Genomic DNA, 14,249 nt, shown 5'->3' with positions numbered 1-14,249 from the left:
CAGTCACGCGCATCACGTAGCATCGCCGCCCATGAGCTACACCGTGAAACTGATCGATTTCCCCGACGCACCGCCCGACGTCATCGCCACCGCCGAGACGCGCTTTCGCCGCGAACTGGACAAGCTGCTGGGCGACAACGTGGTGCAAGCCCTGAAGGCGTTCGAGAACGCCAGCGAATCCAGCGCCGACGAACTCACCAAGGACGAGATCGCGCTGGCCGCGAGCTGGGCCAAGGCCTACGAGGCGGCGAAGACGGCGGGCTTTCGCGCCCTCGGCGAGGCCGACGAGGCGTACTTCGAAGTGCGCGTGGAGTGAGCCGGTTGCGCTTCAGGCGCAGCGCACGGGCGGCGCGCCGGTGTCGATGGCCTTGTAGTTGACCAGCCCGCCCAGGTCGAGCACCGTCAGCCCGCGCTTTTCCAGGCGAATGAGCTGTAGTGCCTGCAGGCGTTGCAGCGCCACGTTCACGCGCTGGCGCGACACGTTGGCCAGGAGCCCGATCTCGACCTGCCCCACTTCCAGGAAGCGCGGGGCGTCCGGGTACAGGTCGGGGTTGAAAAGACTCGCGAGGCAATTGGCGACGCGCGCATCGGTATCGAGCAATCGCTCGTGCGCGAGCGCGCCGATGAAGAGGCTCAGCCGCGCATTCAGCAGGTCCTGCAGGTAGTGGTTGAACGGCACGCTGGTGCCGCGCAGCCATTCGAAGGTGCGGCGCGGCATCAGCGCCACCCGCGTGGGCCGCAGCGCCATCACGTCGTAGCGGCGCGCCTCGTGCTTGAAGAGCGAGCCTTCGCCCCACCACACACCGGCCGAGACGCCGGTGAGCGTGGAGACGCGCCCGTCCTCCGAGGCCACCGACATCTTGGCGAAGCCGTCGATGAGCCCCATCCAGTGCTCGACCATCTGCCCCGCCCGCGCGATGCAGGCGCCGCGCGCGAACTGCCGCTCCTGCATGCTGCCGAGCACGTGCTCGACGTCGGCGGGCGAGAGGCCCGCCGCCCAGCGCGAGTGCCGGACCATGTCTTCCATCGCATGCGCAGCCGGCGCGGGTGCGGAATCAGGGATTACCTCTAGCGATTGGCGCCTCATGTGTCGTCGCGACGACCGCAGCGTGGAACGTCCATCCTTAATCTTCCAATACACATAACAGAAGGAGACATCCATGCTCGCTACACCTCGCCGCCCGCACAAGCGGGTTTCTCCGTGGCCCCGTGTCCAGGTCGCCGCCGCAGGCATCGCGATGGCCGGCGCACTGCTCGTCGCAGGCTGCGGCGGAGGGTCCGACGGCGGCTCGGTGTTTCCGTTCATTCCGGGCGCCAGCCCACCGCCCGCCACGCAGACGCCGGCCGCGTTCCAGGTCAAGACGCTCTCTTCGGCACCCGACATGGTGAGCGGCGGCGACGCGCTGATCGAAGTGACCGCGCCCGTGGGCGTCGCGCTCGACAAGGTGCGCGTGAGCCTGAACGGAAAAGACGTGACGTCGCAGGTGCCCGTGGTCAACAGCACGACGCGCGTGCTGCGCGGCCTGGTCACCGGGCTCACGACCGATGCGGCCAGCACCACCGGCAGCGTCAACACGCTGGTGGTAAGCAACGCCGACGTGGCGGCGCAGCGCACCGAGACGAAGCTGGTCAACTACCCGATCACCGGGCCGATCCTCTCGGGACCGCACATCTCGCCGTACGAATGCCGCACGGTGCAGAACGGCCTGGGCGTGGCGCTCGACGCCAACTGTTCGGCCACGACGCAGGTGGTCTGGTACTACCGCACCAACACCAACGTCTTCAAGCCGCTGGCGGACCCCACGGGCGCGCGCCCGGCCGACCTGGTGACGACCACCACCAACGACGGCACCACGGTGCCCTACATCGTGCGCGTGGAGTCGGGCACCATCAACCGCGGCGTGTACCGGCTCGCGGTGCTCGACAACCCGACCAAGGATGCACCCGCCACGTGGAAGCCCGGCCCGGGCTGGAACAGGAAGCTCGTCGCCTACTTCGACTGCTGCGGCTCGGCGCAATACAACCAGGGCGTGCATCCGATCGAGACGATCCTGGGCGACGTCGGCCACATCCAGCTCTCGCGCGGCTTCGCCTTCATGAACTCGACCGAACTCTGGAACAACCAGCACGCCAACCCACACCTGCAGGGCGAGACGCTGATGATGCTGAAGGAGCACGTGATCGAGGAATTCGGCGAGGTGCCCAAGTGGACCGCCGGTTTCGGCGGCTCGGGCGGCGCGATCCAGCAGTATCTGATCGCGCAGCTCTACCCGGGGCTGCTGGACGGCATCCAGCCCATCGTGTCGTTCCCCGAGACGCTGATGCCCGAGGTGATGGAGTGCCGGCTGCTCAACAACGTCTACAAACTGGACGCCGCCTGGACGCCCGCCAAGCAGAACGCGGTGAATGGCTTCAACACGAACACCTGCCTGTCATGGGATGCGGCCTTCGCGAGCATCATCAAGTCGGACAACGCGGCGGGCTGCGGCTTCCTCGAGCCGGCCAACGTGGCGAACGTCTTCAACCGCGCGACCAAGCCGACCGGCATCCGCTGCGACCTCTTCCAGACCAACGTGAACCTGCTGGGCAAGCGCCCCGGCACGCAGGAGGCGCGCCGGCCGCTGGACAACATCGGCCTGCAGTACGGCCTGGCGGCACTGAACAGCGGCGCGATCTCGGTGAAGGAATTCCTCGACCTGAACGAAAAGGTCGGCGGCTACGACGGCGACGGCAACCCGCAGGCCGCGCGCTCCGAGGCCGACCCCGATGCGCTCAAGCTCACCTACGCCGGCGGCTTCAAGAACGGCTTCAGGGGACCGGGACTGGCGAACATCCCGATCATCACGCAGCGCGGCAACGCCGATGCGGTGGGCGACATCCACGACACGACGCAGGACCTGATCATCCGGGCCCGCCTGCAACGCGCCAACGGCCGCACCGACAACCAGATCATCTGGACGCTGGGTTCCACCTCGGGCTACGACTACATGAGCGGCTCGATCGACCTGATGAACAAGTGGCTGGACAACATGGCCGCCGACCCGGCGCCCGCCTCGACCGACAAGGTGGTTCGCAACAAGCCCGCCGGTGCCAACGACGCCTGCTGGAACAAGACCGGCACGCGCATCGACGAGGCCGCATCGATGGACCCTGCCGCGAGCTGCAACGTGGTGTACCCGCGCTTCACGACACCGCGCCTCGTGGCCGGCTCGCCGATGGTGAACGACGTGCTCAAGTGCCAGCTCAAGCCCGTCAACGCCGCCGACTATTCGGTGACGATCGCCGGCGCCGACCTCGCGCGGCTGCAGACGATCTTCCCGAGCGGCGTGTGCGACTGGAGCAAGCCCGGCGCGGGCCAGGAGCCGCTGCGCGGCACCTACCTGCGCTTGCCGCTCAACTGACGACTCGCCCCTGGCAGTTGCGCGACGCGCTCTGCCAGGAAGTCCACCAGCACGCGCACGCGCAGCGGCTGGTGGCGACGCGGGGCGTAGAGCAGGTGCACTTCCTGCGCCGGCCCCGTGTGGCGCGCGAGCACGCGCACCAGGCTGCCATCGGCCAGATGGTCGGCCACCATCCACGTAGGTTGCAGCGAAATGCCGGCACCGCCGAGCACGCTGTCGAGCATGGCCACCGCGTTGTTCACGCGGTAGCGGCTGCGTACCGGCACGGTCACCGCGCCCTCCGGGCCCTGCAGCAGGACGCCGTCGTCGCCCACGGCGTAGCGGATGTAGTCGTGCGAAAGCAGCTCCTTCGGGTTGCGAGGCTTGCCATGCGCGACCAGATAGGCCGGTGATGCGACGAGCACGCGCGGCCACGAGCCCAAGTGCTTCGCGACGAGGTCCGGCGGCAGCGCGCCACCGACGCGCAGCGACACATCGATGCGCTCCTCGCGCGGATCGACGAAGCGGTCGTCCAGCACCAGCTCGAGTTCGATGTCCGGATAGAGCCGCAGGAACTCGACCGCCATCGCGTTGAGGTGCCGCTGCCCCATCGTGACCGGCGCACTCACGCGCAGCAGACCCTGCGGCTGCTGCACCTGCTCGCGCGCATCGGCGACGGCATCGCCGTAGTCCTCCAGCACGCGGCGGGCGCGCTCGTGAAAGCGCTGCCCTTCCTCGGTGAGGCTCAGGCCGGTGGCCGCGCGGCGCAACAGGCGAACGCCCAGCGAACGCTCCAGGCCCGCGACCAGCTTGCTGATGGTGGGCTGCGTGGTGTCGAGCGCGCGGGCCGCGCCCGAGAGGCTCCCGAGTTCGACGCTGTGCACAAAGGCCGAGAGTGCGCGCAGGGTGTCCATGGTGTATTCGATTCGGGAATGTGCTGGATGCAATTTTGCCATCTACCCATCCAAATTCGCATGGCAGAAAGTCGAGGCCTTGCTTCACTTTCAAGGACCAGAACATGAATGCCTCCACCCTCGGATCGATCCTCAAGCACGGCGCCGCGGCGCTGACCCTCGCAGGCATGGCCGCCACATCGGTGGCACAGACGACACCGCCCACGCCAACCTATTGGAGCCCCAGCTGGGTGACCAGCACCCAGCCGATCTGGGGCGGCGACTTCGTGCTGCCGAGCGGCCTTCCCTTCCAGTTCAACCGCCAGACCATTCGCCAGGTGGCGCGCCTGAGCATCGGCGGCGCGAAGCTGCGCGTGGTGATCAGCAACGAAGGCGGCACGGCGCCGCTGTACATCGGCGCGGCACGCGTGGCGCGGCATGCCGAAGGCTCGGCCATCGTCGACGGCACGGACCGTGCGCTGCGCTTCGGCGGGCAGGCCGAGGTGACGGTGCCGCCCGGCGCGCGGCTGGTCAGCGATCCGGTCGACCTGCCGCTGCCCGCGCTCAGCGAAGTTGCGGTGTCGCTCTATCTGCCGAAGCCCAGCCAGCCTGCGGGCTTTCATTTCGATGCGCGCGAAACGGCGTATGTTGCCGATGGCGATCTGACCAACGCTGCCCGCCTCCCAGCCGCGGCCTCGCAATGGAGCACGCGCGTCTACGTCAGCGGCTTGATCGTCGAAACGCCCACCCCGCCGACCACCGTCGTCGCATTGGGCGACTCGATCACCGACGGCAACGGCTCCACGCCCGGCGCCAACACCCGCTGGCCCGATGCGCTGGCCGAGCGCCTGGCCCCGCGCGGCGTCGGCGTGCTCAACGCCGGCATCTCCGGCGGCCGGCTGCTGAAAGACGGCATGGGCCGTGCCGGCCTCGAACGCGCCGGGCATGACGTGTTCGCGCAACCGGGCGTGCGCGCCGTGATCGTGCTGCTGGGCACCAACGACATCGGCTGGCCCGGCGGCCCCTTCGCGCCGCAGGAGCCGGCGATGCGGGCAGAAGAATTGATCCAGGGCTTCCGCCAGCTGATCGCGATGGCCCGCGCCCACAACGTGCGCATCGTCGCCGGCACGATCACGCCCAACGAGCGCGGGCTGGAAGGCACCGGCCTCGAAGGCCACCACTCGCCCGAGAAGGACAAGGTGCGCCAGGCCGTGAACCGCTGGATTCGCGAAAGCGGCGCGTTCGATGCGGTGGTCGACTTCGACGCACTGCTGCGCGATCCGGCCCGCCCGATCCGTTTGAAGGGGGCGATGGACTCGGGCGACCACCTGCATCCGGGCGACGCCGGCTACAGGGCGATGGCGTCCGCGATCGACCTCGAAGCCCTGCTCGGCGACCCTCGATAGGCTGCAAATATACTGTACATAGATACAGTGTTTTCTCTAGAATAGATCGTCTCCAAGAGCAACATTCGAGGCGACTCCATGACCACCGCCAATCCGCCTGCGCCCTCGGCGCAGGTTCTTTTTTTCTCTCCTTCCCCCTCCCGGCGGCACCCGATGCAGCCGCGGCAACGTGCAGGCCGGATCTCGACCTGGCCCTTCCGCGTGGTCCGGGAACACGGCCACGGTGACGACAGCAATGAAATGGATGACATCCGCGTTCAGGCGGCGCGCGTCATCCGGACGACGGCCGAGCATTGGTGGCCGTCGGAAACCTGAACCCGCCTTTCACTTCATCCTTGCCAGGAGAACTGCAATGGACGACTTCAACTTTGGCAACGACTTCCCGGACGAGCCGGAGCCCGATTGGGATTCCCCCTTTTTCGAGAGAAAACAGCACCTTCTCATTGCGCTGTTTCCCGAGCGCGACGTGCAAGCGGCCATCGAGAAACATCGCGAGGACTGGCTTTGGCCAAAGGGCCACTACTTTCCACCCAGCCCGCGAATGCACCTGACGCTTCACTGCTTCGCAGACCAAAATTCGGCTGTGGAGAAACGGCTGCGTGAAGAGCTTGCACGAGTACCGATGCAGGTTATGAATCTTGTGTTGAACAGCTCACGCACCTGGCGCAAGATCGCTGTCGCGCAATCCGCCGAGCACAAGGATCTGCGAGCGCTGCACGCGAACATTGGCCGCGCGATGCAGAAAGCCGGCATCGCAACACGGAGATCGAGCTTCACACCGCACATCACCATCGCCCGGCAGGCTGAGGGCGCGGCCTATCCGATGAGCCTGCCACCGATCCCGTGGCGCGTGAGGAAATTCCTGCTCGTGCGCTCGTTCACTTCGCATCCGGTCGAGCACCAGGTGCTGGCCACCTACGAGGCCGACGAAGAAGACGACGTCTGACACGGGTCAGTCAGCTTTCGTGGCCTTATCGGGTGAGACAATTTTCGGCGCCCATCGAACGAACGCCATCACCCCTGCATGCTGACACCACCCGATATCGCCAACGACGCCATCCAAAAGTGCCTCGCCGAAACCTACGGCCTCCAGGCGGCGCGCACCGAATTCCTTCCTCTAGGCGCAGACATTCATTCCGCGGTTTTTCGCGTGCAGGCAAGCGACGGCACGGCGTACTTCCTGAAGCTGCGCAGCGGCGATTTCGACAAGACGGCCGTTGCCGTGCCGGCCTTTCTCCACCATGAAAAAGGCATCGCCGCAGTGATGGCGCCGCTGCCGACAACGGACCATCAACTCAGCGTGCAACGCCACGGCTTCGACTGGATGCTCTACCCCTTCTTCGAAGGCCGGAACGGATTCGAACGCGCCTTGACGGCCGCGCAATGGACCGCCCTCGGCGCAGCACTGGGCGCCGTTCATCGCACCGAATTGCCGCCCGCCCTGCTCGCAGGCATCCCCAAGGAAACCTACGCGCACCGCTGGCGCGAAGGCGTCAGGCGCTACCAGCGCCGCTTCATCAACGGCTTCGTGGGCGACGCCATCATCCAGCGGTTCCACGCCTTCTGGGCGCAGCATGACGAGGAGATCGACACCATCGTCTATCGCAGCGAGCAGCTCGCGTCGATCCTGCTGGAGAAGGCATTGCCGCAGGTCGTGTGCCACGCCGACATTCACGCAGACAACGTGCTTCTCGGCGATGAAGACCAACTGGCCATCGTCGACTGGGACACGCTCATCCTCGCGCCGAAGGAGCGCGACCTGATGTTCATCGGCGGCGGTGTCGGCCATGTCTGGAACCAGCCGCAGGAAGAAGGCAGCTTCTACCAAGGCTACGGTGCTGCGGAAATCGATGCGGTCGCGCTCGCCTACTACCGCCACGAGCGCATCGTCCGCGACATCCTCGAGATCAGCGACCAGGTCTTCGATGCGTCTGCAAGCGCCGAAGACCGCGAAGAAGCCATGCGCCAGATGGCGAGCCAGTTCCAGCCCGGCGACGTAGTCGCCATCGCGCACCAAAGCTACGAAGCCGTCACCTGATCCGGTGCTGATCCGCTAGATCAGCATGTCCTGCACGTCTTCGTCGAAGCCCGCAATCGGCTGCGCCTTGGCCAGCGCCAGCCAGACCGCGAACGGAATGCGCTCGATCGGACGATGCACCGCGGCGCGCGCCACCACGAGGCGCTCGCCTTCGAGCACCAGCACGCCGCACTCCGCGGGAATCTCCTCGGGCGTGGCGATGCAGCGTCCGCGCGCATCGTTGCCCAGCACGTACCAGCACTCGCCGCCCAGGTCGAGGTAGGCCGCGCGCTTGTCGGGCTTGCGCAGGTCGCCGAGCAGGTCGGCGCGGCTCACCTTCACCTCGTGGACGATCGGGTGCGCATAGGCCTCGACGCTGGTATTGCGGATCGAGAACACATCGGGCCGCGCCATGCACCAGCGCGGCTTGCCGCCCTCTTCCAGCGGCGGCAGGCGCGCGCGCAGGCCGAGGCCGCGCCATGCGATGCGGCCGCCGCGCGTCATCTCGCGTGCCACGCGTTCGACCAGCGCCTCGTGCGGCGTCAGCGCCGCGCGGTTGATGGTGAGCGTGGTCGCGATGCGGGCAATGCCGGCATCGGTCACGCGCAGCGTCTCGTGGCCGTGCGATGTGCGCACGCGTTCGAGAAAGCCGCCGGCCAGCAGCTCGACCTCGATGCCGTCGCAGCACGGCCAGCCGGCCGAGCGGTAGATCTCGCGCAGGCGCCGCGCATGCAGCTTGCCGAAGGGAATCGTGGCGGTCGCCGTCTGCATCGGCGGCGGCTCCACCACGGGCGGCGTCGTGCCGGGGTCGGTGATGGGCGGCACGACCGGTGGTGGATCGCCTTCGGGCGGCGGCGGTGGTGGCGGCACCGCGGGGTTGGGTACATCCGGTGCCGGTGGCGGTGGACCGATCGGCGCGGCGACGACGGGGTCGGTGGCAAGTGCGAGTGCGGACATGGGGGAACAGGTTAGCGAAAAGTCGTGGGAGGCGCGAGGCGTGGAACGATCGGTTGCATCCATCGCCATCGCCCGTTCAATGGAAATCCCGGCTGGTGTTGCTCTGTGCAAGCCGGCCCATGAGCGGCGTCAGGTCCTTGAAGCCGGTGGCGATCAGGTGCTGCACCTTGCCGCCGCTGTCGTCGTCGCGCTGCCAGGTGCCCTGCACCGCGAGCAGGTGCGACTTCAGGAGCGGCTCACGCCACGCGTCGATGACATGGTTCCAGACGATCACGTTGACGTTGCCGGTCTCGTCCTCGAGCGTGACGAAGATCGTGCCGTTGGCCGTTCCGGGCCGCTGGCGCCCCTTGACGATGCCGCAGGCGCGCACGGTGCGGCCGGTGGGCTGCGCGCGCAGTTCCTCTGCGCTCATGAGCTTCATGCGCGCGAGACGCGGGCGCAGCAGCGCGAGCGGATGGCGGCGCAGCGTGAGGCGCAGCGCGGCGTAATCGCCGACGATCTCCTCGCCCTCGGATGCCGCGGGCAGCAGCAGCACCTGCTCGTTGATCGGCACGCCCTTGAGCAAGGCCGGCGATCGATGCTGCGCGGTGGCGTCCCATACCTGCTGGCGGCGATGACCCGAGAGCGACATCAGCGCATCGGCCGCGGCGAGCGCGGCCATGTCCTTGCCGTCAAGTTCGGCGCGCAGGGCGAGGTCTTCGGTGCTGGTGAAAGGGGCCTGGGCGCGGGCTTCGAGCAAGCGCTTGGCGCCCTCCTTGCTGAGGCTGGCAATGCGGTTCAGGCCGAGCCGCACCGCGGGCTGGTTCTCGTTGCCCAGGCGCTCGGCGTAGCGCGCGTCGGTGCCTGGCGGCATGCGCGGCGCATCGGGCGCGCGGGGTTCGAGCGTGGTGTCGATGTCGCTGCAGGTGACGTCGACCGGGCGCACCTCGACGCCATGGCGGCGCGCGTCCTGCACGAGTTGCGAGGGGCTGTAGAAGCCCATGGGTTGGGAGTCGAGCAGTGCGGCGAGGAAGCAGGCGGGTTCGTAGTTCTTGAGCCAGCTGCTGATGGTGACCAGCAGCGCGAAGCTCGCGGCGTGGCTTTCGGGGAAGCCGTAGTCGCCGAAGCCGAGGATCTGTTTGAAGATGGCTTCGGCGAACTCCTTCGGGTACTTGTTGTCCACCATCCCATCCACGAGCTTCGCATGAAACTTATCGAGGCCACCCTTGCGCTTCCATGCGGCCATCGCGCGGCGCAACTGGTCGGCCTCGTCGGCGGTGAACTTGGCCGCGATCATCGCGATCTGCATCACCTGCTCCTGGAAGATCGGAATGCCCAGCGTGCGTTCAAGTGCGGGGCGAAGTTCGTCCTTCTCGTAAACGATCGGCAACTCCTTGGCTACTCGCTCGCGCTGCTTGAGATACGGATGCACCATGCCGCCCTGGATCGGCCCCGGCCGCACGATCGCCACCTCGATCACCAGGTCTTCATAGGTGCGCGGCTTCAGGCGCGGCAGCATCGACATCTGCGCCCGGCTTTCGATCTGGAACACGCCGATGGTGTCGGCGTCGCAGATCATGTCGAACACCTTCTGGTCGTCGTTGGGGATGTGGTGCATCTCCACCATCGAGTTGCGCCAGCGGTTCATGTGATCGAGCCCGCGGCGGATGGCGCTCAGCATGCCGAGCGCGAGCACGTCGACCTTGAGCATGCCCATGGCTTCGAGGTCGTCCTTTTCCCACTGGATGACGGAGCGGTCTTTCATCGATGCCTTCTCGACCGGCACCAGCCGCGTGAGCTTGGTGTGCGTCAGGACAAAGCCACCGACGTGCTGGCTCAGGTGGCGCGGAAAGCCCTTGAGCCGCTGCGTCATCTCGATCCACTGGACGAGCTTGAGTTCGTCTTCCTTCACGCCTACGCGTTCGCATGCGGCGTTCAATTGCTCGCCGAGCACGGCATCGTCGAACCAGTAGTGGTCCTTGGCGAATTCGTCGACCAGTCGCTCGTCGATGCCGATGGCCTTGCCCACGTCGCGCAACGCACTGCGGGAGCGGTAGCAAATGACGACGGCGGCGATGGCGGCGCGCTCGCGGCCGTATTTCTCGTAGATGTACTGGATGACTTCTTCGCGGCGCTGGTGCTCGAAGTCGACGTCGATGTCGGGTGGCTCGTGGCGATGACGGCTCAGGAAGCGTTCGAAGAGAAGGTGACTTTTTTCAGGGGCAATCGCAGTGATTTCGAGGCAATAACAGACCACGGAATTCGCCGATGACCCGCGACCCTGGCAAAGAATTTTCTGTGAGCGCGCAAAGCGCACGATGTTCTCTACCGTGAGGAAGAACATCTCGTATTCGAGCTCCCTGATCAGATCCAGCTCCTTCTCCAGCTGGGCTCGCACGCGATCAGGAATACCGCTCGGATAACGCCTTTGAGCGCCTTCCCACGTCTTGCGCGCCAGCGTCTGTGTCGCCGTCTCGTTGCTGCCCAGCATTTCCAGCGGGTACTTGTAGTTCTCCCGGATCACCTTCGGATCGAACCTGCACCGCCCCGCCACCACCAGCGTGTTCGCCAGCATCCCGGGCAGATAAAGCGCGGCCAGTCGAACCCGCTGCCGCAGATGCCGCTCCGCATTCGACTGCAGCGCAAAGCCGCACTCGGCCACGGTCTTGCCTTCGCGCACCGCTGTCAACACGTCGTGCAGCGGCTTGCAGGCGCGCACATGCATGTGCACATCGCCCGCCGCCACGAGCGGCACGCCGGTCTGCTCGCCCGCCTGCATCAACGTGACGAACCACAGGTCGTCGTCGAGTTCGTTGAGCATTTCCACCGCCAGCCAGAGGTTGCCCGCGTAAAGCGCCTTGGCGGCCAGCAGGTCTTCGTGCAGCGTGGCGACATCGATCGCGCCGCCCGGGTTGCGCTGCGGCACGAAGAGAACCTGGCAGCGCTGCAGCGAAGCCACGTCGCTGCCCTCCCAGCTCACGCGGTACTCGCCCTTGGGCAACTCGGTGTTGCGCGCGGCGGTGATGAATTCGCAGAGATTGCCCCAGCCCTCGGTGTCGTTCGCGATCACCACGAGCTTGAAGCGCTCGAAGCGGAACTCGCTGCCGAACAGCAGGCGAAAACCGGGATTGCGCGGGATCGGCGGTTCGTCGGGGTACTCGCGTTCATACGCCTCGAGCTTCGCCGGCAGATCGCGCAATGCGACGTACGCACGCACGATGCCCGCCACCGAGCATTCATCGGTGATCGCCAGCGCCGAATAGCCCAGGTGATAGGCGCGTTCCACCATGTCCTCGGGCATCGAGGCGCCGCGCTGGAAGCTGAAGTTCGTGAGGCAGTGCAGCTCGGCATAGTCAGGCAACCCCGGCACGGGCTTCTGCCGTTGGGGCAGCACATGCACCTTGGCAGGCATGAGCGCCCGCATCTGCTTGCCGCTGGGATCAGGCATAGAACCCCTGCAGATACCAGCGCACTTCGCCCGAAGAAAAGCGCGCCGAAGGCCGCTCGCGAAAGATCCAGACCAGGCCGGCTTCGGGGCTCTCGGCCACGTAGTAGTCGCGCATCGCCGGCTGGCCGCCGTCTTCCTTGCCGCCCCACCAGCCGGCCTCGACGCGCTGCGGGCCGATCAGCCTGCTCAGCGGGCCGCGATAGCACGGGCGCTCGCCATCCATTTCGAGCAGCAGGGGTTCGGGCAGCAGCCACGGCGGGTAGATCGCATCGGGCTGCTGCGACTGCGTAGCCGCGGCCTTCGCTTGCTTGCGCGCCTTGTCGGGCTCGGCCCTCTCTTTCTGCAGCGCGGGCCGCCATGCCTGCTTGCGCTCGGGCCGGTGATCGGCCTCGACGCAAGGCACCACCACTTGGTGCGCGCCGAGCCGCACGCTCAGGCGCTCGACCATCTCGTGCAGCTTGTCGCCCTTGCGGTTGTCCTCGGGCAGAAAACTCGTGCTGGCGCCGGCCCACGGATCGGTTTCTAGCGTGCGCAGCCGCAGCCAGCTCACGGGCGCCGCGAGCGTGGTGAGGGCGAGCTTTTCCGACAGCAGGCGGCGCAGGTGCGCCAGGTCCTGCGTGGGCTCTGCCGTGCGCACGGTGACCTGCTGGTGCGGCGGCAGGTTCACGCCGTTGAAGCGCTTGAGGTCGAGCGTCCACTGCAGCTCGAGCGCGCGCGCGCCGCGCTGGCGGGCGCGCAGCCAGATCTGCAGCGCCGAGAGCAGGCGGTTGGCCGACCACATGAGTTCGGGCGCGGTCTCGGCGAGCGCGGGCAGTTCCAGCTTCTGCTCGAACACGTCGGGCAGCGTGAGCCAGTCGTGGCTCTCGGGACGCAAGCCCCAGGCCGTGTCGAGCGCTGCGCGCAGTTCGGTGCCGAAGCGTCGCGTGAGGCCGCCGCGCGGCAACGCGGCCACCTCGCCCCAGGTGCGGCAGCCCAGGCGCGCGAGCAGGTCGAGGTGCGGATGCGCGGCGGTCAGCGTTTCCAGCGGCAGGCCGGCCGGCACATCCTTGGGCCGTGGCGCGTTGATCTCGAACAGGCGCAACCGCGCGAGCGCGATCAGGCTCGTGGCGCCCTGCGCGCCGAGCATGCGCACATCGGGCGCGGGGTTGGCAGCGACCAGCTGGCGCATCAACTGAAGCCGCCCGCCCCACAGGCGCTCGCAGGCCGAGACTTCGAGCATGAGCGCCTCGTCCTGCCAGGCGACATGCGGCGTGTATTCCAGCGCCCACCAGCCGAGGGCTTCGGGCGTGGGCAGCTGCGGTGCGTCGGGCGCGTCGGCTTCAAGCGACCACCGCAATGCGATCCAGTGCATTGGGGCCTCCTTTCCACGCGTCGATGCGGACCACGGTCGCGGACGTTGCCGTGTCGCCGGCCGGCACCGTGCCCTGCTGCTGCAGGCGCAGCTTGCGGCGCAGCCGGGCCGCGGCCAGCAGTGCGGTCATGCGCTCGTTGCGCGCCGGCAGCATCACCGGTGAAGACAACGGCGGGCCGCGACGCTTGAGGATGTGCAGTTCGATCTGCGATGCATCAGCCTCGCAGCGCTCCACCTGAAGACGCAGCCGCGCGGGAGACGCACCCCGTGCAGCCGACTCGGGCCGGCACACAAAGAGCATCACGTCATGCTGGGCGGCCGCCAACTGCAACCGCCGCAGCTCACCCACCCGCGCCTGCGGCAGCCACGCCAGCACGGCGGCCACGTCCGCGCAGCGCAGCGCCTGCTCGCAGGCCCACAGGCGCGCGGCAGGCGCATCGCTCTTGATCCACATCAGCGCCTCCACCGGCAGCCCCTGCGCCGCGAGCGACGGCCCGCAGGGCTCGTAAGGCGCACCGATCAGCACCACCGGCCCGCCGCGCGTCTCCACCGCCTGCGCCAGCGCGGGCAGCAGCAGCCGCCAGACATGGGCCTCGGGCGCGCCTTGCAGCAGCTCCGTCATCGCGCCGACCGGCCAGCCACCGCCGGGCAACTCCGCATCGAGCGCGGCGTGGCCGGTCGCGACGACCTGCGCGTCGGCCAGGCCGAGTTCGTCGGCATGCCAGACGCCACGGCCTGCGGCGGCGGAAAAGGAGTCGAGGAAAGGGAGGCCCATGATCGGATATTTAACTGTATTTTTATACAGTATTTCCTGAGCC

Annotated in this window: 12 protein-coding genes; 6 read left to right on the top strand and 6 right to left on the bottom strand. The window is 67.4% G+C overall.

The genetic code is table 11. The features are described from left to right. The first annotated feature begins 31 nt into the window (after positions 1–31). Entirely contained in the window at positions 32–316 is a 285-nt protein-coding gene (locus GNX71_RS12695) for a hypothetical protein (RefSeq protein WP_206178643.1), read from the top strand. 12 nt (positions 317–328) lie between these two features. Here GNX71_RS12695 and GNX71_RS12690 read toward each other — a convergent pair whose 3' ends face one another. Beyond that, positions 329–1,027 carry a Crp/Fnr family transcriptional regulator gene (locus GNX71_RS12690; protein ID WP_241027249.1) on the bottom strand — a complete coding sequence of 233 codons (699 nt, stop codon included), beginning with the start codon at positions 1,025–1,027 and terminating at the stop codon, positions 329–331. A 133-nt stretch (positions 1,028–1,160) separates the two neighbouring features. On the opposite strand from GNX71_RS12690, the gene GNX71_RS12685 reads away from it, so the two are divergent. Continuing rightward, complete coding sequence (locus GNX71_RS12685; RefSeq protein ID WP_206178641.1) at positions 1,161–3,401, top strand: DUF6351 family protein; 2,241 nt, start codon at positions 1,161–1,163, stop codon at positions 3,399–3,401. On the opposite strand, the gene GNX71_RS12680 is transcribed toward GNX71_RS12685, so the two are convergent. Then, positions 3,377–4,294 (bottom strand): LysR family transcriptional regulator, encoded by a 918-nt coding sequence (locus tag GNX71_RS12680; protein WP_206178640.1) that lies wholly within the window; start codon positions 4,292–4,294, stop codon positions 3,377–3,379. The two genes, GNX71_RS12685 and GNX71_RS12680, sit on opposite strands and share 25 nt — an antisense overlap. A gap of 104 nt (positions 4,295–4,398) precedes the next feature. Between GNX71_RS12680 and GNX71_RS12675 the strand changes: the two genes are divergently transcribed. The 4 genes from GNX71_RS12675 (at position 4,399) to GNX71_RS12660 (ending at position 7,717) form a co-directional block, all read left to right on the top strand. Further along, positions 4,399–5,679: an SGNH/GDSL hydrolase family protein gene (locus GNX71_RS12675; RefSeq protein WP_206178639.1), complete on the top strand. Its 1,281-nt coding sequence runs from the start codon at positions 4,399–4,401 to the stop codon at positions 5,677–5,679. Between the two features lie 78 nt (positions 5,680–5,757). Beyond that, positions 5,758–5,994 (top strand): hypothetical protein, encoded by a 237-nt coding sequence (locus tag GNX71_RS12670; RefSeq protein ID WP_206178638.1) that lies wholly within the window; start codon positions 5,758–5,760, stop codon positions 5,992–5,994. A 37-nt stretch (positions 5,995–6,031) separates the two neighbouring features. Then, positions 6,032–6,625 (top strand): 2'-5' RNA ligase family protein, encoded by a 594-nt coding sequence (locus GNX71_RS12665; protein ID WP_206178637.1) that lies wholly within the window; start codon positions 6,032–6,034, stop codon positions 6,623–6,625. A 78-nt stretch (positions 6,626–6,703) separates the two neighbouring features. Further along, positions 6,704–7,717, top strand: a complete 1,014-nt coding sequence (locus GNX71_RS12660; protein ID WP_206178636.1) for an aminoglycoside phosphotransferase family protein — start codon at positions 6,704–6,706, stop codon at positions 7,715–7,717. A gap of 15 nt (positions 7,718–7,732) precedes the next feature. On the opposite strand, the gene GNX71_RS12655 is transcribed toward GNX71_RS12660, so the two are convergent. The 4 genes from GNX71_RS12655 to imuA form a co-directional block, all read right to left on the bottom strand. Next, on the bottom strand, positions 7,733–8,653 hold the full coding sequence (locus GNX71_RS12655) for a hypothetical protein (protein WP_206178635.1): 921 nt from the start codon (positions 8,651–8,653) through the stop codon (positions 7,733–7,735). Positions 8,654–8,729: 76 nt separating this feature from the next. Then, complete coding sequence (locus GNX71_RS12650) at positions 8,730–12,080, bottom strand: error-prone DNA polymerase (protein ID WP_277401892.1); 3,351 nt, start codon at positions 12,078–12,080, stop codon at positions 8,730–8,732. Next, complete coding sequence (locus GNX71_RS12645; RefSeq protein ID WP_206178634.1) at positions 12,073–13,431, bottom strand: DNA polymerase Y family protein; 1,359 nt, start codon at positions 13,429–13,431, stop codon at positions 12,073–12,075. The genes GNX71_RS12650 and GNX71_RS12645 overlap by 8 nt, the downstream gene beginning before the upstream one ends. Beyond that, complete coding sequence (imuA, locus tag GNX71_RS12640; RefSeq protein WP_206178633.1) at positions 13,400–14,206, bottom strand: translesion DNA synthesis-associated protein ImuA; 807 nt, start codon at positions 14,204–14,206, stop codon at positions 13,400–13,402. The genes GNX71_RS12645 and imuA overlap by 32 nt, the downstream gene beginning before the upstream one ends. Positions 14,207–14,249: the final 43 nt, after the last annotated feature.

Source organism: Variovorax sp. RKNM96, assembly GCF_017161115.1.
Taxonomy (GTDB): domain Bacteria; phylum Pseudomonadota; class Gammaproteobacteria; order Burkholderiales; family Burkholderiaceae_C; genus Variovorax.
Note: the sequence above shows the minus strand (reverse complement) of the source record. Positions and strands in the feature narration are given on the sequence as shown.